Origin of the sequence: Thiohalophilus sp. (genome assembly GCF_034521165.1) — a bacterium.
Lineage (GTDB): Bacteria > Pseudomonadota > Gammaproteobacteria > UBA6429 > Thiohalophilaceae > Thiohalophilus.
This window is the reverse complement of record NZ_JAXHMV010000002.1, coordinates 380,055-399,101: the sequence shown is the minus strand read 5'-3', so window position 1 is coordinate 399,101 and position 19,047 is coordinate 380,055. Positions and strand designations below refer to the sequence as shown.

General features: G+C 58.1%; 16 protein-coding genes and 1 tRNA gene. 5 read left to right on the top strand and 12 right to left on the bottom strand.

Going from position 1 to position 19,047, the window contains the following annotated elements; genetic code table 11:
- Positions 1–2: 2 nt before the first annotated feature.
- From U5K34_RS03625 to U5K34_RS03610, 4 genes are all read right to left on the bottom strand, one after another.
- Positions 3–458, bottom strand: coding sequence for a pilus assembly PilX family protein (locus U5K34_RS03625; protein ID WP_322567160.1), 456 nt, complete (start codon positions 456–458; stop codon positions 3–5).
- Between the two features lie 68 nt (positions 459–526).
- Positions 527–1,564, bottom strand: coding sequence for a PilW family protein (locus U5K34_RS03620; protein ID WP_322567159.1), 1,038 nt, complete (start codon positions 1,562–1,564; stop codon positions 527–529).
- Positions 1,565–1,571: 7 nt separating this feature from the next.
- Positions 1,572–2,129 (bottom strand): type IV pilus modification protein PilV, encoded by a 558-nt coding sequence (pilV, locus tag U5K34_RS03615; protein ID WP_322567158.1) that lies wholly within the window; start codon positions 2,127–2,129, stop codon positions 1,572–1,574.
- Complete coding sequence (locus tag U5K34_RS03610; RefSeq protein ID WP_322567157.1) at positions 2,110–2,583, bottom strand: GspH/FimT family pseudopilin; 474 nt, start codon at positions 2,581–2,583, stop codon at positions 2,110–2,112. The genes pilV and U5K34_RS03610 overlap by 20 nt, the downstream gene beginning before the upstream one ends.
- Before the next feature lie 196 nt (positions 2,584–2,779).
- On the opposite strand from U5K34_RS03610, the gene thiO reads away from it, so the two are divergent.
- From thiO to U5K34_RS03595, 3 genes are all read left to right on the top strand, one after another.
- Positions 2,780–3,880 carry a glycine oxidase ThiO gene (thiO, locus tag U5K34_RS03605; protein ID WP_322567156.1) on the top strand — a complete coding sequence of 367 codons (1,101 nt, stop codon included), beginning with the start codon at positions 2,780–2,782 and terminating at the stop codon, positions 3,878–3,880.
- Between the two features lie 248 nt (positions 3,881–4,128).
- Positions 4,129–4,557: a Fur family transcriptional regulator gene (locus U5K34_RS03600; RefSeq protein WP_416224013.1), complete on the top strand. Its 429-nt coding sequence runs from the start codon at positions 4,129–4,131 to the stop codon at positions 4,555–4,557.
- Between the two features lie 12 nt (positions 4,558–4,569).
- Positions 4,570–4,645: transfer RNA gene (locus tag U5K34_RS03595), tRNA-Thr, on the top strand.
- 181 nt (positions 4,646–4,826) lie between these two features.
- On the opposite strand, the gene U5K34_RS03590 is transcribed toward U5K34_RS03595, so the two are convergent.
- From U5K34_RS03590 to U5K34_RS03580, 3 genes are all read right to left on the bottom strand, one after another.
- A complete protein-coding gene (locus U5K34_RS03590) occupies positions 4,827–5,225 on the bottom strand; it encodes a hypothetical protein (protein WP_322567154.1) in 399 nt (132 codons plus the stop codon).
- Between the two features lie 86 nt (positions 5,226–5,311).
- Complete coding sequence (recQ, locus tag U5K34_RS03585; protein WP_322567153.1) at positions 5,312–7,498, bottom strand: DNA helicase RecQ; 2,187 nt, start codon at positions 7,496–7,498, stop codon at positions 5,312–5,314.
- Between the two features lie 1,034 nt (positions 7,499–8,532).
- The gene (locus U5K34_RS03580; protein ID WP_322567152.1) at positions 8,533–9,975 is read right to left on the bottom strand and encodes a dihydrolipoyl dehydrogenase; all 1,443 of its coding nucleotides are present in this window, start codon (positions 9,973–9,975) and stop codon (positions 8,533–8,535) included.
- 90 nt (positions 9,976–10,065) lie between these two features.
- Here U5K34_RS03580 and U5K34_RS03575 point away from each other — a divergent pair, with 90 nt between their 5' ends.
- Entirely contained in the window at positions 10,066–11,958 is a 1,893-nt protein-coding gene (locus U5K34_RS03575; RefSeq protein WP_416224012.1) for an ATP-binding cassette domain-containing protein, read from the top strand.
- A gap of 838 nt (positions 11,959–12,796) precedes the next feature.
- On the top strand, positions 12,797–14,536 hold the full coding sequence (locus tag U5K34_RS03570; protein ID WP_322567150.1) for a hypothetical protein: 1,740 nt from the start codon (positions 12,797–12,799) through the stop codon (positions 14,534–14,536).
- A gap of 73 nt (positions 14,537–14,609) precedes the next feature.
- On the opposite strand, the gene nadC is transcribed toward U5K34_RS03570, so the two are convergent.
- The 5 genes from nadC to U5K34_RS03545 form a co-directional block, all read right to left on the bottom strand.
- Entirely contained in the window at positions 14,610–15,452 is an 843-nt protein-coding gene (gene nadC / locus U5K34_RS03565; protein ID WP_322567149.1) for a carboxylating nicotinate-nucleotide diphosphorylase, read from the bottom strand.
- Between the two features lie 9 nt (positions 15,453–15,461).
- Positions 15,462–16,493, bottom strand: coding sequence for an LPP20 family lipoprotein (locus tag U5K34_RS03560; RefSeq protein ID WP_322567148.1), 1,032 nt, complete (start codon positions 16,491–16,493; stop codon positions 15,462–15,464).
- Position 16,494: 1 nt separating this feature from the next.
- Positions 16,495–17,772 (bottom strand): hypothetical protein, encoded by a 1,278-nt coding sequence (locus U5K34_RS03555; protein ID WP_322567147.1) that lies wholly within the window; start codon positions 17,770–17,772, stop codon positions 16,495–16,497.
- A gap of 70 nt (positions 17,773–17,842) precedes the next feature.
- Positions 17,843–18,457: a penicillin-binding protein activator LpoB gene (locus U5K34_RS03550; protein WP_322567146.1), complete on the bottom strand. Its 615-nt coding sequence runs from the start codon at positions 18,455–18,457 to the stop codon at positions 17,843–17,845.
- Positions 18,458–18,459: 2 nt separating this feature from the next.
- Entirely contained in the window at positions 18,460–19,023 is a 564-nt protein-coding gene (locus tag U5K34_RS03545) for an LPP20 family lipoprotein (RefSeq protein WP_322567145.1), read from the bottom strand.
- Positions 19,024–19,047: the final 24 nt, after the last annotated feature.

Sequence of the window (19,047 nt, the reverse complement as noted above, 5' to 3'; positions counted from 1 at the left end):
GATTATCTCCGGACTGTTGCCTGTAAAATGACGATGGCAGTGCTACTGCCACCAATCCCGCGGGCCGTGACACGGTAATTTTCAGCATTTTGTGGCGTTCCGGCTTCCAGGCTGCCGTCTGCCGGGGTGGCCGGCATTTCTTCCACATAATAGGCCGGCTGTTCATGGACTTTCGGGATTGTGTTGCTGACCTGTATGACAGCAGTGTTACTGCTCCAGTCGATTGTTTGCCAGAGGGTGGAGTCCGTTTCGTAATAGCCATTGGTATTATTAAAGGGCGGCAGGGATATTACCTTGATTTGCTGCTCGGCCTCGCGCAGGGCGGATTCGGCTGCATAAAAAGCCAGTTGCAAATCGCGCATATTCCCGGCCATTCGCTCATCCAGCGTGGTGTTGCGCATACCACTGACACCCAGAAGGGTAATGACGACCAGTAACATCAGGCTGACAATGAGCACCACGCCCTGCTGCCTGCAAGGTGGATTAGGCTGTATGGCGTCTTGATTTTGTGCATTGACTGTCATCGTTATTGGACCCGATTTCTGATGGTGGTGGTGAAGCGAAAATCACGCTGAAGGCGATTGTCAGTCAGGCTTGCCCCGTTATAGTTATAAGTAATCGGCTGTTCGGTGACACCATCTTGCATTGACCGCGTGAATAGCGTGGTGTTCACAGTTACCACCCCTTCCCAGTTGCCGACGTCAGTTTCTGAAACATAGCGATTTGATACACCATCTCCGTTGGTATCCACCCCGTAGAGAATATCCATATCATAAACCCCTTCGACCAGTTCCTCGGTGACAAAGCTGTCCCCCACGAGGCGACGACGGAACAGCGCCGGCTCATTGTCGGGATTGAAGCCGATGTAATAGACCATGGCTGTCATCTTGTACATGCTGGAGCCGGGCCCATAAGTATTGTTCAGTTTTGGCGTTTTATTGAGATTGGCAGCGTGTGCAATATTTACCGTTCCGGTGCTGCCGGGGCTGTTGGTCACGCCATGTATATCCGCATTGGCGCAGTCCGAAAGTAGCACGACATCGTTCTGCTGTATCTGACATTGCGAGTTATCCGCAATTTTATACTGAGCGCTGGTCTGGTTATGATCGAGGATGTCGCCGCCGGGGCAACTACTGGCCCGTTGAATAAAAACAACATCTGTGCCCTGTACGACGTCACTGGATGTGAGATCGAAATTGCCAAGATCGGTTGGAAAGGTGGTGTCGTAGGTATAGCCTATGATTGAATTGGTGCCATCAAAATTGGCGACTGAATTGTCGACGTCGTCACTTGTTTTCGTGACATCCACATTGTTGGTCAAATTAACATTGTTAGCACTGGCACAGCCCATATATCCGGCCATTCGAATGTCCTTGACCAGAAACTCCATGCCAAAACGTCCGGTTTCCTGCACATTAGAGGAGGCTTGCAACAGACGATAAGAGTCCCGGTTACCAAGAAAGACCTGCGCCACTCCGCCGAGTATGATCAGGCTGATAACGGCGGCAACCATAATCTCAATCAGAGTGAAGCCCTGTTGCTGTTTGTATGAAATTGTCTTCATATTGATTTCACATCGTTGTCGTAATAGAGAAGGAGGTCAGCTTATCTGCTGCGGCCGCTTCGGAACGATTATCCTCCCACTGGATGGTAACGGTAATCTCGGTACTATTAAGCTCAATGGAACCATCGCCCTTGGGTAGCTTGCCGGTCATGCCCAGCGCCTGACAGGAAGCATGGCTGTTCCAGTCGCCCAGACTGCATTTCCACTGGTTGACATCGTATTGTGCCAGTTGCGTTATACTGCAATTGGAGCCGCTTCCCCGACAGTCTGTTGCTGTCGGGGCGTCGGTCAGATTGGTATCGTAATCACCATTGAGGGCACTGTCGCGATTGGCACGCATCCGGTCGATAATGTCATAGGCCAGTATTGACGCCTGTGAGCGTTCATAAGCACTGTTATTGTTACGCAGCGCTGATAGCTGTAACCCAGCCAGGCCGAGGAAACCAATGGCCAGGATTAAAACAGTGACCAGGACCTCGATTAATGTAATGCCGGATTGTTTATCTCGCGTCAGCATATGAAAATTTTTTCCTGAAATTGATACATCATGGGCATGCGACATCATCTATGCTGACCCGCCCGGTACTGGTGATGGTGATCTGTCGTCCATTTTCTCCAGTTCGATCATCACACAGTATTAGCGTGTCACCGTTGTCAATCATCCCCGTTGCCTGGTACTGATAACTGCCTAGATCATTGCTGCTGTCCAGCGTCAGGGTCGCATCCAGACCGTCTGACTCGAAGAGCACATCGCCTCCCGAGTTTGTCACTTTCCAACCTGGACCCCATTCATTGCCGCTGTCGGAGTCATCGGCGGCGGTGATATTGATGACATCACCGCGTTTTACTGCTTCGCTTCGGGCGACGTTTAATGTTGAAATAAACTCGTTCGTCTGGGTACTCAGACGATTGCTTTTGATCATCTGGGTGAAACTCGGGGTAGCCAGGGCGAGCATGATGCTCAAAACCCCCAGAGTGATCACCAACTCGGTAATTGTGAAACCATTGTGTGTTTTCATATGTGAGTTTTAGCTCATTCTTTTCCAGATATCAGTGACTTATGGATAAACGTGTCAAAATTCCTGATAAGCGGTTATCCCGGTGCATCAGGTGTGAACGCAATCACATGACTGTTTCGTCGTCAGGACTTGCCTGATCGGTGGCATAATACCGGATTTGGTGGATGACAGGGTGTACGCCATCACGGGAGAGGGAATGTACGAGGTGATTATCATCGGCGGCGGGCTGCTGGGCATGCTGTCGGCCCGGGAGCTGGCGCGGGCCGGGCGCAGTGTTGCCCTGTTCGATCGGGGCCAAACCGGCCGCGAGTCGACCTGGGCCGGCGGCGGGATTCTCTCGCCGCTGTATCCGTGGCGGTTTGACGATGCCGTGAACGCGCTGGCCCGCTGGGGGCAGCCGCGCTACGCGGATTTTGCCGAGCAATTGCGGCAGGAGAGCGGCATCGATCCCGAGTACGAGCCCAGCGGGCTGCTGATTCTCGACAGCGACGAGCGCGAAGTGGCCCTGGCCTGGGCGCGGGACTGGGGAGTGAATCTACAGGTGCTCAGCAGGGAGGCGATCCGCGATGTGGAGCCGCAGTTGGTCAATCCGCCGGAACAGGCCCTGTGGCTCCCCGAAGTCGGCCAGTTGCGCAATCCGCGGCTGGGTCGCGCGGCGCGCGGCAGTCTCGATGCCCTGGGCGTGGCGGTGTACGAGCAACAGCCGGTGGAGGAATTGCTGATCGAGGCCGGCCGCTGCCGGGGCGTGGTCAGTGGCGGGACGGCTTTCCACGCGGAGCAGGTGGTCATCGCCGGCGGGGCCTGGAGTGCCGGCTTGCTGCAGTCGTTGGGTATCGCCTTGCCGGTGAGGCCGGTACGGGGGCAGATGATCCTCTACCGGGGCGAACCGGGGGCGTTGCGGCGTATCGTGCTCAGCCAGGATCGCTATATCATCCCGCGCCGGGACGGCCGGGTGCTGGTGGGCAGCACCATTGAGGAGGTGGGTTTCGACAAGTCGACTACCGACGAGGCCCTGGCAACCCTGCGCGAGGCGGGCGAACGGCTGATGCCGGCACTGGCCGACTGGCCCCTCGAACACCAGTGGGCCGGCCTGCGCCCCGGTTCCCCCAACGGCATTCCTTATATATGTGAGGTACCCGGCGTCGCGGGGCTCTATCTCAACACCGGCCATTTTCGCAACGGCGTGGTCCTCGGGCTCGCCTCGGCCCGACTGCTGGCGGATTTGATGCTGGGACGGGAACCCATCGTCCCGCCGGGGCCTTATGCGCCCGCGGCGGGAGGGCCGAGGGACGAGTAACGAGGGACGAGGTAACGCGCCGGTTTCAGCTGCTAATCTCCCCATGCAATTCACCACGAAGACCCGAAGCCGCGAAGTCGTTATTTATTGACCCTTCGAGTCTTCGTGCCTTCGTGGTTTACCTCGTTACTCGTCCCTCGGCCCTCGTCACTGTTTTGTCTATATCCCTGAATTCTCAGCGGTTTTGTTCCTGGCGATTGCGCAGAGGCTAGACTTCGTCTAAAAGTGTGGTCTATACTTGGCCCATGATGGATAAAAAACCGACACATTCGCTCAGTGATGCCGAGGTGAGCAGCCAGTTGCGGGCGCACGGTGTGACGCCCACCCAGCAACGGGTCGATATTGCCCGCATTCTGTTTGCCCAGCCGCAACACCTGTCGGCCGAGCAGGTGCTGTCCGTCGTCAACTGTGACGGTCAGGTGGTCTCCAAGGCGACCATCTATAACACGCTCAACCTGTTTGCCCGCAAGGGGCTGGTGCGCGAGGTGATCGTCGATCCGAGCAAGGTGTTTTACGACTCCAACGTCAGCGACCACCATCATTTCTATAACGTCGATTCCGGCGAGTTGATGGACATCGACTCGCAAGAGCTCAAACTGGATCAGCTGCCAACGCTGCCCGACGGGACCGAAGCCGACGGCGTGGATATCATCATCCGGGTCCGTAGTCGGGCCTGAAACCCCCTTCCCGCCGGTGTAGCTCAGTCGGTAGAGCAACGCATTCGTAATGCGCAGGTCGGGGGTTCGACTCCTCTCACCGGCACCATCTTCCGGGCAGAATTTCACACTTTTGATGTCAATCCGAATACGCTGAAATATCCTTTCATGACCCGGCGAGTTCGATCTGCCTGGATAACGTGAACTTCCCCCGGTTTAACGGATAGTGATTTTCTGCTGCTTCAAGCTATGACAGTCAAACTCAATCAAAAAACAGTGCCGGGCTGATATTAAAGCGCGGGGATAACAATTGAATGTACCGGATGGTCAACTGGCGCTCGCCTGAGAGGATTTTCGAGATCAGGGTCGCCGATTTCCGGGAAGTCGGTCAGTTTCAGTCCATGCTGTGCGATCAACACTCGCAGCGTGGCAATGCTGGCGCTACCTTCTTGCACGCTGTCCAGGAACTGATGGATATCCGGCTGCCGGTTTTCGTATTCTTCCACGGCATGCGCAAGACTTGAGATGATGGAATTAATGACATCATTGGGATCATCCTCGGCCAGCTGCATCAAGGCATCGATATAACCCAGCACTTCTTGATACTTTTCTTCGTTATCAACGTGCATTAACGGTTTTGCGGCTTGTGCGACGTCACAAACACGGTCTATAAATGCGGCCTGATTCATTACAACTCACCCTTGCGGTATCGTTCGGTCAACTTGTCATAGTCGGCGTGCGAGACGATATGTTTGACATAAACCATGCCAGGCGTTCAGGCGGACTCCTCGGCTGCCGCCCTGGTTCCGGGCCGGGCGGGGTTGCCATAAACCGCGCCCACGCAACGTAAAATCCCGTAGTTGAACTCACCCTCGAGGGCATCGAAGACATCCTTGAGTCGGCCGCTGGCGCCGGCCAGATCGAACGCCGCGCGGATGGTGTTCAGTTGTTCTTCGCTGAGTCTGATGACGTCGTGCAGTTGCACGTCGCCCTGTTCCAGGGCGCGGGCGAAGTGGGTGTAGATGGTGCTTTCGGTCAGGCCGCGCTGGCGGGCGATTTCGGCGGCGTCGTGGCCCTCGCGCAGCAGGCGCAGGGTTTCGTCCACGGTGTCGGATCGCTCGCTCGGTGGGTTGCGATGTTGCGCCAGCAGATCCAGCACCGCCTGGCCGTAGGCGGCGATCTTGCGCTCGCCCAGGCCGGCGATGTCAGCCAGTTGTTCCAGGGTTTGCGGTCGCCGTTCGACCAGTTCCATTAGCGTGGCGTCGTGGAACACGACGTAGGGCGGCACGCCCTGGGTTTCGGCCAGTTGCCGGCGCAGGGCGCGCAGGGCTTCGAACAGTTGTTTGTCGGGATCGCTGGCCGGTTCGCTGCCGCCCCGTGCGGCGCGGCGTTTACGCGTGGATTTTTGTTCGACACGCAAGTGCAGGCTCTGTTCGCCACGCAGTAACGGCCGGCAGCTCTCGGCCAGGCGCAGACTGCCGTGGCCGCCGACATCGACCTGCAGATAACCGAGCGCGATGAGCTGGCGGAAGATGCCGCGCCATTCGGTGACATTGCGTTCCTTGCCGGCGCCGAACAGCTGGAGTTGATCGTGGCCGTGGCGTTCGATGCGGGGATCGCTTTTGCCCAGCAGGATATCGATCTGGTAGGTCACGCCGAAGCGCTGGCCGGTGCGATAGACGCAGGAAAGGGCCTTGCGCGCGGTCTCGGTGGCATCCACCGTTTGCGGCGGGGTGAGGCAGGTGTCGCAGTTGCCGCAGGGTTCGTCGCGGGGTTCGTCGAAATAGCGCAACAGCGCCTGGCGGCGGCAGGCGGTGGTTTCGCACAGGCCGAGCATGGCTTCGAGTTTGTGCCGTTCGATCCGCTTGCGCGCCTCGTTGGCCTCGGACTGCTCGACCATCTGGCGCAGGGTGATCACATCCTCCAGCCCGTAGGCCATCCAGGCATCGGCGGGCAGGCCGTCGCGTCCGGCGCGGCCAGTCTCCTGATAATAAGCTTCGATACTCTTTGGCAGATTCAGATGCGCGACAAAGCGCACATCCGGTTTGTCGATGCCCATACCAAAGGCGATGGTAGCGACGATGATCACCGCCTCCTCGTTTTGAAAGCGGTGCTGGTGATGCTGACGTAACTCACTGCCGAGCCCGGCATGATAGGGCAGCGCGGTCAGGCCCCGATTGCCGAGCCATTCGGCGGTGGCCTCGACCTTCTTGCGGCTCAGGCAATAGACAATGCCCGATTGACCGGGATGCTGTTCCTGGATAAACCGCAACAGTTCCTCACGGGCATTGCCGCGCTGATTGATGCGATAGCGGATATTGGGTCGATCGAAACTGCTGATGAACTGCCTTGCCTGTTGCAGTTGCAGGCGGCTGACGATCTCCTGGCGGGTCAGCTCATCGGCGGTAGCGGTCAGGGCGATGCGCGGAATGGTGGGATAGCGTTCGGCCAGCAAGGATAACTGGATGTATTCGGGCCGAAAGTCATGACCCCATTGCGACACACAATGCGCCTCGTCGATGGCGAACAGCGCCAGCGGAGTCTGATCGAGTCGGGCCAGAAAGCGCTCGGTCAGCAGCCGTTCGGGCGCGACATACACCAGATCCAGTTCCCCGCGTTGCATCTGCGCCTCGACCCGGGCGGCCTCTTCCGCGCTCAGGCTGGAGTTGACATAGGCCGCGCACACCCCGGCCTGGGTTAATGCCGCGACCTGATCCTGCATCAGGGCGATGAGCGGGGAGACGATAATACCCACCCCGGGACGGGCGATGGCCGGGATCTGGTAACAGAGGGATTTACCCCCGCCGGTGGGCATCAGCACCAGTGCATCGCGCCCCGCAATCAGGGTCTCGATGACCTCGTCCTGCGGCGGGCGAAACTGTTCGTAGCCGAAGATCGTCCTGAGTATGTCGGCCGGGTCGTCCATGTTGTCCGTATTTGTTGTTTGCGGGGTGGATGACATTTTGCCACTCGCCCCGGAGGACCACAAGGTCCTCCCGGGCTCAGGGCCGAGTGACGAGGGACGAGGAAAAATATGTGGTTCCCTTCGTAACTCGTCCCTCGTCACTCGGCCCTGCCGGTGCGGCTGCACCGGTCAGGTGTAGGCCGGACATAGTGCAACGGTGTCCGGCAATCCAGGTGTGCCCGATACCGCTTTGCTATATCGGACCTACGATCCCGTAAAGAACAAATCATGTTCCATGGATTGCAGGTGCGCCTTTGGCGCGACAGGTCGTGTAACCGGCGAGGTCTGTCGCGGCGCAGCCGCTCCTACAGAGTTTTGCGAGGTCGGGTAAGGAGTAGGCCGGACATAGTGTAGCGGTGTCCGGCAATTCGGATGGTGCCCGATACCGCTTTGCTATATCGGGCCTACGCCTGCCGGTTCGTCGGGGGATAAGAGCAAAACCACCAAGACACGAAGACACCAGGGTAAAAATTACTCTTTGTGTCCTGGTGGTTAAGGGGTTTCCTGGCCCGCCGATAGGGGCGGAATTTTTTGCTATCGTCATCCCGGTACCGGCTTGCTCCGGCACACGCTCCGGCGGGGATCCGGTCTTTCCGATCACGGCACGCATCCCTGGATTCCGGCTTTTGCCGGAATGACAATCTACCCAGAAGGTAGGCCGGACATAGTGTAAAGGTGTCCGGCAATTCGGATGGTACCCGATACCGCTTTTCTATATCGGACCTGCGATCCCGTAAAGAACAAATCATGTTTCGTGGATTGCAGGTGCGCCTTTGGCGCGACAGGTCGTGTAACCGGCGAGGTCTGTCGCGGCGCAGCCGCTCCTACAGAGTTTTGTGAGGTCGGATAAGGAGTAGGCCGGACATGTAACGGTGTCCGGCAATTCGGATGGTGCCCGATACCGCTTTGCTATATCGGGCCTACGCCAGCCGGTTCGTCGGGGGATAAGAGCAAAACCACCAAGACACGAAGACACCAGGGTAAAAATTACTCTTTGTGTCCTGGTGGTTAAGGGGTTTCCTCGTCCCTCGTTACTCGTCCCCCGGCCCTGGCGGCGCGACCGCGCCAGCCAATGGATCGTCTTCTTCTCCGCACAAGGGCAGATCGGGATGCCGCCGGTCGGCGTTGAGCTGGCGGCGGATACCTTGCAACGCCGAGCGCAATCCTTCTTCCAGAACCGGGTGGTAATAGGGCAGTTGCAGCGCGGTTTCGACATCGAGGTTTTGCTGGATCAGCCAGGCCAGTTCGTGGGCGAGGTGTTCGGCGCCGGGGATGGCCATTTGCGCGCCGAGCAATTGGCCGTTGGCATCGGCATAGACCCGCAACAGGCCGTGATCCTGAGCCAGGATCAGCGCGCGACCCTGATCGCTGAAATCGGCTTCACCGATCAGGGCATCGTCGGGGAGTTCGTCAAAGCCGACACCGACCTGGGCGATCTGCGGTTCGGTGAAGACGATGCCCAGCGCGGTGCGCCGTTGCAGGCACTCGGTGTCGGGATGCAGGGCGTGGTACACGGCAATCCGTCCCTCGTCGGCGGCTTCGTGCATCAGCGGCCGGATGCCGTTGACGTCGCCGGCGAAATAGACCGGCGTGTCGCCCGCGCGCAGGCGTTGCGGATCGATCGCCGGCAGGCCGTTGTCCTGCAGGGGCAGGCCCAGGGCGTCGAGGTTCAGATCCTCGATATTGGGCCGGCGGCCGACGGCGGCCAGCAGGGCGTCGAATTCATACTGCTGTTCGCCAAAGCTGAGTAACACGCCGCTGTTCGTCGCTTCGACCTCGACATCGTGCCCGGTATGCAGGGTCATCGATTGACCGAGTGCCTCGAAGGCGGTCTGGTTGACGGGCTCATCGTCCAGTCCCGCCACACGGTCGTCACGGCCGAAGGCATGGACCTCGACACCGAGCCAGGCCAGCGCCTGCCCCAGTTCGGTGCCGATGGCACCCAGCCCCACCACCGCCAGGCGTTTGGGCAGGGTCTCAAGATCAAAGATCGTGTCGCTGGTGATGAGTCGCTCGCCCAGTGCCTGCCAGGGTTCGGGGGCGACCGGGCGGGTGCCGGTGGCGACGATAATGGTATCGGCGCTGAGCTGCCGACCGTCCACTTCCAGGGTATCGGGAGCAATAAAGCGGGGCTGGCCTTCTATGTAACGCTCGCCCAGTTTCTCGACCAGGTTGATCGGGCCGCGGGTGAAACGATCCCGCAGGCGGCGGACATATTGCATCACCGCCGCGCCGTCGGGGACCGGCGGCGTATCCCGGGTTAATCCGCGTTCGGCCAGGCGACGCCCGGTATGAAACTCCCTGGCCACCTGCAACAGCACCTTGGAGGGCATGCAGCCGACCCGGGCGCAGGTGGTGCCCAGCGGACCGGGATCAATGAGCAGCAGTTGATCGGTATGGCGGCTGGCTTCCTTCCAGGCCACCAGCCCGGCGGTGCCGGCGCCGAGGATGATCAGGCGATAATGTTCGGCCATGGGATTTCCACTTATATAATGGTGTCATCCGATAGTAACGGGATGCGAGGCCCGGAACAATCCGGCGGGCGGCTCTGTTACACTTCGCCCATGCTGAACTTCTCCCATCTTTCCCTGCGCCGCGGCAAGCACGAGCTGTTGCACGATGTCACCTGCACCGTACAGGCGGGCCAGAAAGTGGGCATTACCGGCGCCAACGGCGTCGGCAAGTCCAGCCTGTTCGCGCTGATTTTAAACGAGTTGCAGCCGGATGCCGGCGAATTCTCCCTGCCGCCGAACACGGTCATCGCCCATGTCGCCCAGGAGATGCCGGCGACGGACAAAAGCGCGCTGGAGTATGTCATCGACGGCGATACCCGTCTGCGCGAGATCGAACAGCAGATCCGCGACGCCGAACAGCAGAACCGCGGCGAACAACTGGCCCGGTTGCACAGTGAACTGGAACATATCGACGGCTACAGCGCCGCCAGTCGTGCCGGCAAGTTAATGCACGGGCTGGGTTTTTCCGCCGAACAGGAATCGGTGCCGGTGCGCGAATTTTCCGGCGGCTGGCGCATGCGCCTGAACCTGGCCCAGGCGCTGATGTGCCGCTCGGATCTGTTGTTGCTCGATGAGCCGACCAACCATCTGGATCTGGAAGCCGTGGTCTGGCTGGAAGAGTGGTTGCGTGCCTATCCCGGCACGTTGTTGCTGATCTCCCACGATCGCGATTTTCTGGATCGGGTGACCACCCACATCGCGCATATCGAGCAACAGAGAATGACGCTGTATACGGGCAACTACTCCGCTTTTGAAGTCCTGCGCGCGCAGCACCTGGCCAACCAGCAATCGGCGTATGAAAAACAGCAACGCGAAATCGCCCATATCCAGAAATTTATCGATCGCTTCCGGGTGCAGGCCAACAAGGCGCGCCAGGCGCAAAGCCGGATCAAGGCGCTGGAGCGCATGGAGGTGATCAGCCAGGCGCACGTCGACTCGCCTTTTCATTTCCGGTTCTACAATCCCGACCAGTTACCCAACCCGTTATTGCAACTGGATGAAGTCGATATCGGTTATGCACAGGAACCGGTACTGAACCAGGTTAAGCTGACCATCGCCCCGGGGGATCGCATCGGCTTGCTGGGTTACAACGGGGCCGGCAAGTCGACCCTGATCAAGTCACTGGCCGGGGAATTGAAGCCGCTTGGCGGTGACACGACACCCGCCAAAGGACTGGAGGTGGGTTATTTTGCCCAGCATCAGCTGGAGCAACTGGATCCGCAGGCCAGCCCCTTGCTGCATTTGCAACGGATCGATCCGAAGGCGAGTGAACAGGCCCTGCGCAATTATCTGGGCGGTTTCGGCTTTGGCAACGAGATGGCCCTGTCGCCGGTGGCGCCGTTCTCCGGCGGGGAAAAATCGCGCCTGGTGCTGGCCATGCTGGTTTATCAAAAACCCAATTTGTTATTACTCGACGAGCCCACCAACCACCTGGATCTGGAAATGCGTCATGCCCTGACCCTGGCGTTGCAGGAATTCGACGGCGCCATGGTGGTGGTCTCGCATGATCGCTATCTGCTGCGCAGTGTCGCCGATACCCTGCTGCTGGTCGCTGATGGCAAGGTGTCATCCTTTGACGGCGATCTGGACGATTATCGCCAGTGGGTACAGGAACAGGAAAAAGCCTTCGCGGCGAATTCCCGCGGCAAAACCGCGCCCGGGCTTAACAAAAAACAACAACGCCAGCAGGCCGCGGAACAACGTCGCCAGATACAGCCGCTACGTAACAAAATCAAGAAACTCGAGCAGCGGCTGGATATCCTGGCCAAACGTCAGGAAGAATTACATGTCGAGCTGGCTGATAACAGCCTGTATGAAGAGCAAAATAAAGCCGAACTGCAGGAACTGCTCGCCAAACAGGCCGATCTGCAACAGCAACAACAGGCCACCGAGGCCGAGTGGCTGGAAGTCACCGAACAAATTGAGGCGTTCGAGCCGCTATAAAGATTCACCACGAAGACACCAAGACACGAAGAAGTAATTATGAAAAACATGATTCCCGGGTGTCTTGGTGGCGAAAGGTTCTCTGTACAAGGCAGGCCGGACAGAACAACACGGTGTCCGGCAATTCGGGGGCGGTGCCCGATACCGCGTTGCTATATTGGGCCTACGAAGAAAATCGATTCCATTGATTGTAGGAGCGCCTCTGGCGCGCGACAGGTTGTGCCGACAGTGAGGTCTATCGCGGCGCAGCCGCTCCTACAGCGCTTGATGGGTCGGTAAGGTAGGCCGGACATAGCCAGGCGGTGTCCGGCAATCCGGAGGTGTGCCCGATACCGCTTTGCTATATCGGGCCTATGATTGGAAAGAAAATCCATTCCATTGATTGTAGGAGCGCCTCTGGCGCGACAGGTTGTGCCGACGGTGAGGTCTATCGCGGCGCAGCCGCTCCTACAGCGCTTGATGGGTCGGTAAGGTAGGCCGGACAGAGCAATGCGCTGTCCGGCAATCCGGGGGTGTGCCCGATACCGCGGAGTTTATGCCCGCAGGGTGCTATATCGGGCCGACGATTGGAAAGAAAAAATCGGTTCCATTGATTGTAAGAACGCCTCTGGCGCGACAGGTTGTGCCGGCCGTGAAGTCTATCGCGGCGCAGCCGCTCCTACCTCATCGTTTCACTGCCAACTCAGCACTCAGCACTCAGCAGTATCTCAGGGTTTACCCTGAGAATATAATGGTGTCAGGGATTGCAGGAAAGAAGAATTGTTATATGATTAGGGTGGAAAATAACCGCTGCTCGGACACGGAGGCCGGCACCTGTCGACATAACAGAACCGACGCGATGCTGTTTACAACAAAATCCAAAACCGACAAACCGGCGCCTGACCTCGACAGCAGCCAGTTTGGCTATTTCGGTAATCTTACCCGGCCTTACAGGGATGCCGAGCGCAAGGACCTCGACAGGGAGCGTTATCTGCAGACGCTGACCAATTACCAGCGGGCGCCGGTGCGGCTGCTGGAAGAAGCTGTGCGCATCCAGGCCAATCTCAACCGTCTGAAAATGAAACCGGAAAAACGCGAGCAGCTGACCCAGGCGGTACTGGGGCAGGTTTATCCGGTGGTGGCCATGTGGTATGAGAAATTCCAGGCGGAGCAAAGCAGCCTGCCGGAGAGTAACGAACGGCGTAATGCGCTGGAATCCAGTATCAGGGCCGTTGACCAGGTGGCGATCAGTTACAAATTGCTGTTTCACGCCGATTACAGTGCCAGCCCGTCAACGTTCGCGCGTAACCAACAGCCACTGTATGCCCGGGGCCTGCGGATTATCGAGCTGCTGCGGTTGATTCAGCGGCTAAAGGCCCTGCGTTATCAGAAGATGAGTAAAACCGACTGGCTGGATGTCAATCAGGTGTTTTTCTCCATGTTGTTGCACAACGCCGTGAACGAACAGCTGGATCTGCTGGGTACGGTCGGGGTCCGAAGCCGGCAGGAGAAATCTGAGCGCAGCAATGCCCCGAAGGGTTCCATGCAGGAGATTTATCTGTCTATCCAGTTGTTTGGGTTGCTGGAAACCAACAGCTGGCCGACCGGCATGTTGTATGTTCCCGACGCCTATCTTGCCAGCCTCGGCTCGGAGAGTTTTCAGATCAAGGCCGACAATCGCGACCCGTTGCAACCGGGCACGCTGGTGACTTATCTGCATAGCAACGGTCCTCCGCAGTTTCAGCGCCGGGAGGATATTGGTGGCCCGAGCATTCTGATCGACTATACCGGTTTATATAACACCCTGGTCAGGGAACACGAGACCATTGGCAAGATGAAGTTTCTCGGTAATTATGATCCCGGAAAACTCAGCAAACCCTTGCAGGCAGTCAAAGAAGAGGAACGCCTGCCGGTACTCGAATCGATGCTGATCGGACTTCGGCAGCGGAGCCGACAGCAAAAACGTCATCGGGTGCATACCTATGATGCGCTGCGGGTCTACTTCGGGCGTGATGAGGTGATGCGCCTGCTGCGCGATATCTCTTCAAGGGATCTGCAGAGAATCCTGGATTCCCGCCAGTTCGTCGACAAGCTGGCACGTCAGTCTTCGCTGCTGGCCGAAGATGATAAATCACACATGATTACCCAGTGGGCCATGATTAATTTCAGTTCGGGGGGGCTGTTGATTGGCACCGAAGAGACGGCGTTCAGTACACCGATTAAAATCGGCCAGCTGGTGGCGTTCGGTCCGGTCGATGCCGAGTTGCACCGGGTGACTCTCGGATATATCAATCGTTTGCATCGTACCGATGATCACCGGGTGGAGGTGGCTATCGTTCGCCTCTCCACACATGCCGAGGTGGTTGTGATCCAGAACGAGCAGGATCTCCAGGAAAAGTCCGGTCATGCGGCCATCCTGGTCAAGGATCTGGATAATCAGTGGAAACTCATCGTCAGTCCGGGTCTGGAGATAAAAAGCGGTGATCCGCTCAAATTGATCCGTAACGACGGCATACGCTTGCCTGTCAGGCTGGGTGAAGTCTGGCTGGTAAAAAAAGAATTCATGCAATACGAACTGCGCTCGCCGGGATTGAAATGAGTACTGAGTTCTTAGTTCTTAGAACTTAGAACTTAGAACTTAGAACTTAGAACTTAGAACTTAGAACTTAGAACTAATTTTCTTTGATTCGCATCGACAGATCCACGGCCTGAACATCCTTGGTCAGGGCGCCGACGGAGATGAAATCGACGCCGGTTTCAGCAACCTCGCGAATATTGTCAAAGGTGATACCACCGGAAGCTTCCAGTCTGGCCCGGCCGCTATTGAGCGTGACGGCCTGTTTGAGTGTCCTGAGACTCATGTTGTCGAGCAGGATGCGCTCGACACCGGCCTGCAGTGCCTGGTCGAGCTGTTTTAGGTTTTCGATTTCCACTTCGACCTCAAGTTTCGGTGACAGGCGCCGGGCGGTTTTCACCGCGTCGAGTATGGAGCCGGCGGCGGTAATGTGGTTCTCCTTGATCAACACCATGTCATACAGCCCGATGCGATGGTTGCTGCCGCCACCGCAACTGACTGCGTATTTTTGTGCCAGGCGCAGTCCCGGCAGGGTTTTACGGGTATCGAGCACCTGCGCGCCGGTCCCGGTAATGCGGTCCACATAACGGCGGGTAGTGGTGGCGGTGCCGGAGAGGGTTTGTAAAAAGTTGAGCGCGGTTCGCTCGCCGGTGACCACCGGGCGCACCGGCCCCTGTAATTCGCAAATTATCTGATCCTCTTCAATACGGTCACCGTCGGCACACTGCCAGCGGATCCCGACAGAGGGGTCGAGCTGCCGAAAGACCTCCTCGAACCAGTCACAGCCGGCGATCACGGCATTCTGTCGACTGATCACGGTTGCATTGATCGGTTTATCCTCGGGCAACAACGCCGCCGTGACATCACCGCTGCCGATATCCTCGGTCAGGGCCTGTTCGACCTGTTGTTGAATCAGTTGCAAAGAGACAGCAAAGGGCATAAACGGCCTTTATTGGGTGTCGGCAAAGCCGATGATAATGTTGCGCAACTCACGGTTGAGTCGTTCATTGAGGTTGTCCAGTGCCCGTTGACGGGCCAGCAAGGGACGACTGGCGGCTTGCTTGACTTCCCAGCGATGGCTGCCCTGCACGGTGTCATCACTCAGCGAGGTCAAGACGATCTGCAAGGTGCCATGAATCCAGTGCCAGTTCTGCTCGGGAAACGTCGACAGGTCAAGATAGGCATCGAGTCGGAAGTTGGCATTGTCACTGACCTGACTGAAACCGGCTTCGGCCAGGGCCCCGTCAATGAGAACCGCTAATTGTCCGCTGGAATCTTGCCGGATACGGGGCTGGATGCGGATGCGCTGGGCCAGTTCGTGGCGATCCTGCAGCAGCTGGCCGAGATCATAGCGGTTACGCACCCCGACACCGGCCGGATCGATGACCTGTAATTGCCGCTGCAGGGCACGACGTTGCAACAGGGTCTCCACCGCCCGGTTGGCCTCGCCCAGTTGGCGCAGAATATTGTCTTGCTGGCGGGCTGCGTCGATGGCGCCGGCCGTCAGGCTGTCCAGATGCTGGATCTCTTCGCGTAACTGTTGCCCCGCCCTGAGTCGATCCAGCACGGCGAGGGCATAATGATGGCCGGTGTCGGGATCCTGCCAGATCTCAGCGATTTCGATATGCGACAGGGTCTGATCGGTCCGGGTGCTGATCTGGCGTGAGACGGCGGATTCCAGGCTGGCCCGGGTCTGCTTGCCGCTGCCCGTGGTGCGGCTGTACTCGGTAATATCCTGGCTCTGTTCGCTGATGCTGACTTCAAATACCTTGGCCAGATCGGCCCGGGCCCGATCCCGGGCGACGGCGGCGTGATCGGCTTCACCGCGACCGATCAGATACTGTTCGGCGGGCCAGGCCGGGCTGTTGCCGCTGATCCATGCCGGCTTGCCCGAGTCCGCATCCGGCGAGGCACACCCGCCGAGCACAGCGAGCAGTATTGTGAGGATAAAAGGATAAATCACACGGGCAGGGTTATGCATATTAACGCCTCGTTGTTGAATAAGCCGGGAACCACAAATAGGAGAGATACTGCTTGCCGCCAGGGCTCAGATTGACCCGCCCCAGTTGCCGGCTGTGCGTTACCTGGCCGCTCATGCCGATCAGCTCCAGGCTCACATTATAGTCTCCTGGCGGGAGTGTGACACGTGCCATCTGGATCTCGCCGGGCAAGGTGAGCCAGCTGCGCGTATCGGCCTGCTCGGAGACGACGCCGGCGATATTCATCAACAGTCCGGCCAGGCCGTCGTTTTCACCGGCCTGGCGCGACATCTTGTATTTGACCACCGCCCGCGCCAGTGCCCGGGCGGTAATCGCGGACATATTCTCCTGCAGGGTTCGCAGGGCAATGGCGCTGATATCTTCCATCGGTTCGGTACGAGTCCGTTGTCCGGCAACCACGACCCGGGCATGACTCAGATGACTGTGGCGCGGTTCATACACGGGCAGGGCAAAATGGACCAGATAACCGGTGGTGGGGTCCACCTGGGCGATACGCTGCGAGCGTTTGATCGGTGCCAGATCCTTGTGAAACAGGACGATCAACTCGCTCTGTTCGCGGTCGCGTTGCCGATCCTCGACGTCAAAGCGCGCCTGGTACTCATTGTATTCTTCGGTCAGGCCCAGTTGCCGACTGACACGTAGCAGATCCTGTTTAAGTATACGGGGGACGTTGATACCGTAGACTTTCTGATGTTCCAGATAAGCGTTGTAGGCCTTGCGCCAGGCGATCATGGCATTGTCGATCTCGCCCAGTTGCTCGTAAATCAGCCCGGTGAGATAGCGGACAAAGGGGTCGATGCTCAATATGGAGTCGGGATCGGCTTCCTGGAGCTGACGCAGGCGCACATCGATCTGCAATGCCTCCACCCGCGCCGCGTCCACCTGATTCTGTAACAGATAGTTGATGGCCGCGTAGACATGCAGCATCAGTTGTTCCAGGGATGAGCCGGTGTAGGTTCGGGTGCCGTCGTTAATGAAAAAGGCCGCGCTTTCCTCACTGATGCTGGTGGCCTGGTATTGTTCGATAACGTTCTTGGCCTGTTCGAACTCGTCATTGCTGGCGGCATAGTCGCCGAGCATGTGCAGCAGCATGGCCCGGTTCAGATGATAGAGCACCCGGTTGCGTTCGGGATGGTGTTGCTTATCCAGTGCAGCCAGGGCGGCGGCGGGATCCTGGCTGGCAAGGGTCTGGATTTCCTGCTCGAAGTGGCGGCTGTAACTGGCGCAGCCGGCCTGCAGCAAAAGCAGAACGCCGGCCAATAGACAGCCGGCGTACTGGAGTGGGCGCTGTAACACGCGCGAAAACATGGGTCAGCCCTGACCGCGTCATTTAAAACCGCAGTTTGCTGTTGACGACCTCTTTTTTGATCTTCTTTTGACCGACCCAGACCTTGCGGTTGTCCGTCAGACTGATCAGGGTGAGATCCACCTGGTAATAACGCACCTGGGTGCGGCCTTCCATGTCGATGATAGTATTGATCTGGCCGCTGAGCATGTAATCGGCACCGTATTCCTGACCCATGGCCTTGCGGGTTTCGGCGCTGGCGTGAATATCCTGATCCAGGCGTTCGTCGCGGATATCCTGACGTTCATCGCGCGAGGCGACGAACGTCACGCGTCCCGAGTTGGTCAGCTCACGCTGGATGTCATTGACGAAGGTATTGGTGTTGATGTGTTCGTGGCTCAGGTTACGCACGCTGCCGACGATGACTACCGGCTGTTTGCCGGTGCGGCGTTTGAAATCATCCACCCAGGGGCGCGCCAACATGTCGCTGATCATTTCTTCGGAGACCAGACGTGAGTCGGTGTCGTTCCAGGCGCCGCTGAGATCGCGCACCTCGTCTGCTTCCAGTCGCTCGACTCTGGTGCCGCAACCGGTCAATCCCGCCACCAGTGTCATACCGGCAAGTAAAAGTGAAAGGGTTCGAATCGTGCGATACGGCATGCTCAGTTCTCCTGCGCCAGATTATCGAAAATATTACCGCCCTGATCGCTGATATAGCGTTTCAGATCGGCGTTCATGTTATTGACCTTCTCCAGCGTGTCCTGCATCTGTTCCATATCCAGTTCGGCAATGGACCAGACATCGCCGCTTTCTTCATCTTTCCAGCGGCCGATGATTTTTACGCCGGTGAGGTTCACTTTGGTCAGGTTATCGATTTGCCGCGAGACGGTTTGCCGGTTTACCGAGCGGCCGGCACTGGCGGCGTGATCGCTGTAATCGCGGCTGACCACATCCATGTAAGAGCTGAGGATCCGCGCCACCTCGGCCCGGGCCCGGTTGTCGGCGGTGGACAGTTGCAGGGCGTTGTCACCCATCGGCGGGGCGTGACCGACTCCGTGAAACAGACGCCCGTCACGATCATTCAGATACTGGGTGCCTTCGTTGACCCAGTCGGGGGCGTCGCGTATGCCCAGATCGCTTTCCACCTGGGTCTTGCCGCCGCAGGCCGCCAGCCCCACGACGAGGCTGAGGAGCAATCCCTGTTTCAGGAGCTGCAATTTGTTCATAGGTTGATCTCCTTGTCGATAGGT

What these genes read in the sequence shown, in the direction of transcription:
- U5K34_RS03570 (WP_322567150.1), top strand. Translation starts at nt 12,797, where the DNA reads ATGCTGTTTACAACAAAATCCAAAACCGACAAACCGGCGCCTGACCTC.
- U5K34_RS03610 (WP_322567157.1), bottom strand. Translation starts at nt 2,583, where the DNA reads ATGAAAACACACAATGGTTTCACAATTACCGAGTTGGTGATCACTCTG.
- U5K34_RS03600 (WP_416224013.1), top strand. Translation starts at nt 4,129, where the DNA reads ATGGATAAAAAACCGACACATTCGCTCAGTGATGCCGAGGTGAGCAGC.
- U5K34_RS03560 (WP_322567148.1), bottom strand. Translation starts at nt 16,493, where the DNA reads ATGCATAACCCTGCCCGTGTGATTTATCCTTTTATCCTCACAATACTG.
- U5K34_RS03590 (WP_322567154.1), bottom strand. Translation starts at nt 5,225, where the DNA reads ATGAATCAGGCCGCATTTATAGACCGTGTTTGTGACGTCGCACAAGCC.
- U5K34_RS03620 (WP_322567159.1), bottom strand. Translation starts at nt 1,564, where the DNA reads ATGAAGACAATTTCATACAAACAGCAACAGGGCTTCACTCTGATTGAG.
- U5K34_RS03550 (WP_322567146.1), bottom strand. Translation starts at nt 18,457, where the DNA reads ATGCCGTATCGCACGATTCGAACCCTTTCACTTTTACTTGCCGGTATG.
- recQ (WP_322567153.1), bottom strand. Translation starts at nt 7,498, where the DNA reads ATGTCATCCACCCCGCAAACAACAAATACGGACAACATGGACGACCCG.
- pilV (WP_322567158.1), bottom strand. Translation starts at nt 2,129, where the DNA reads ATGATGTCGCATGCCCATGATGTATCAATTTCAGGAAAAAATTTTCAT.
- U5K34_RS03545 (WP_322567145.1), bottom strand. Translation starts at nt 19,023, where the DNA reads ATGAACAAATTGCAGCTCCTGAAACAGGGATTGCTCCTCAGCCTCGTC.
- U5K34_RS03575 (WP_416224012.1), top strand. Translation starts at nt 10,066, where the DNA reads ATGCTGAACTTCTCCCATCTTTCCCTGCGCCGCGGCAAGCACGAGCTG.
- nadC (WP_322567149.1), bottom strand. Translation starts at nt 15,452, where the DNA reads ATGCCCTTTGCTGTCTCTTTGCAACTGATTCAACAACAGGTCGAACAG.
- thiO (WP_322567156.1), top strand. Translation starts at nt 2,780, where the DNA reads ATGTACGAGGTGATTATCATCGGCGGCGGGCTGCTGGGCATGCTGTCG.
- U5K34_RS03580 (WP_322567152.1), bottom strand. Translation starts at nt 9,975, where the DNA reads ATGGCCGAACATTATCGCCTGATCATCCTCGGCGCCGGCACCGCCGGG.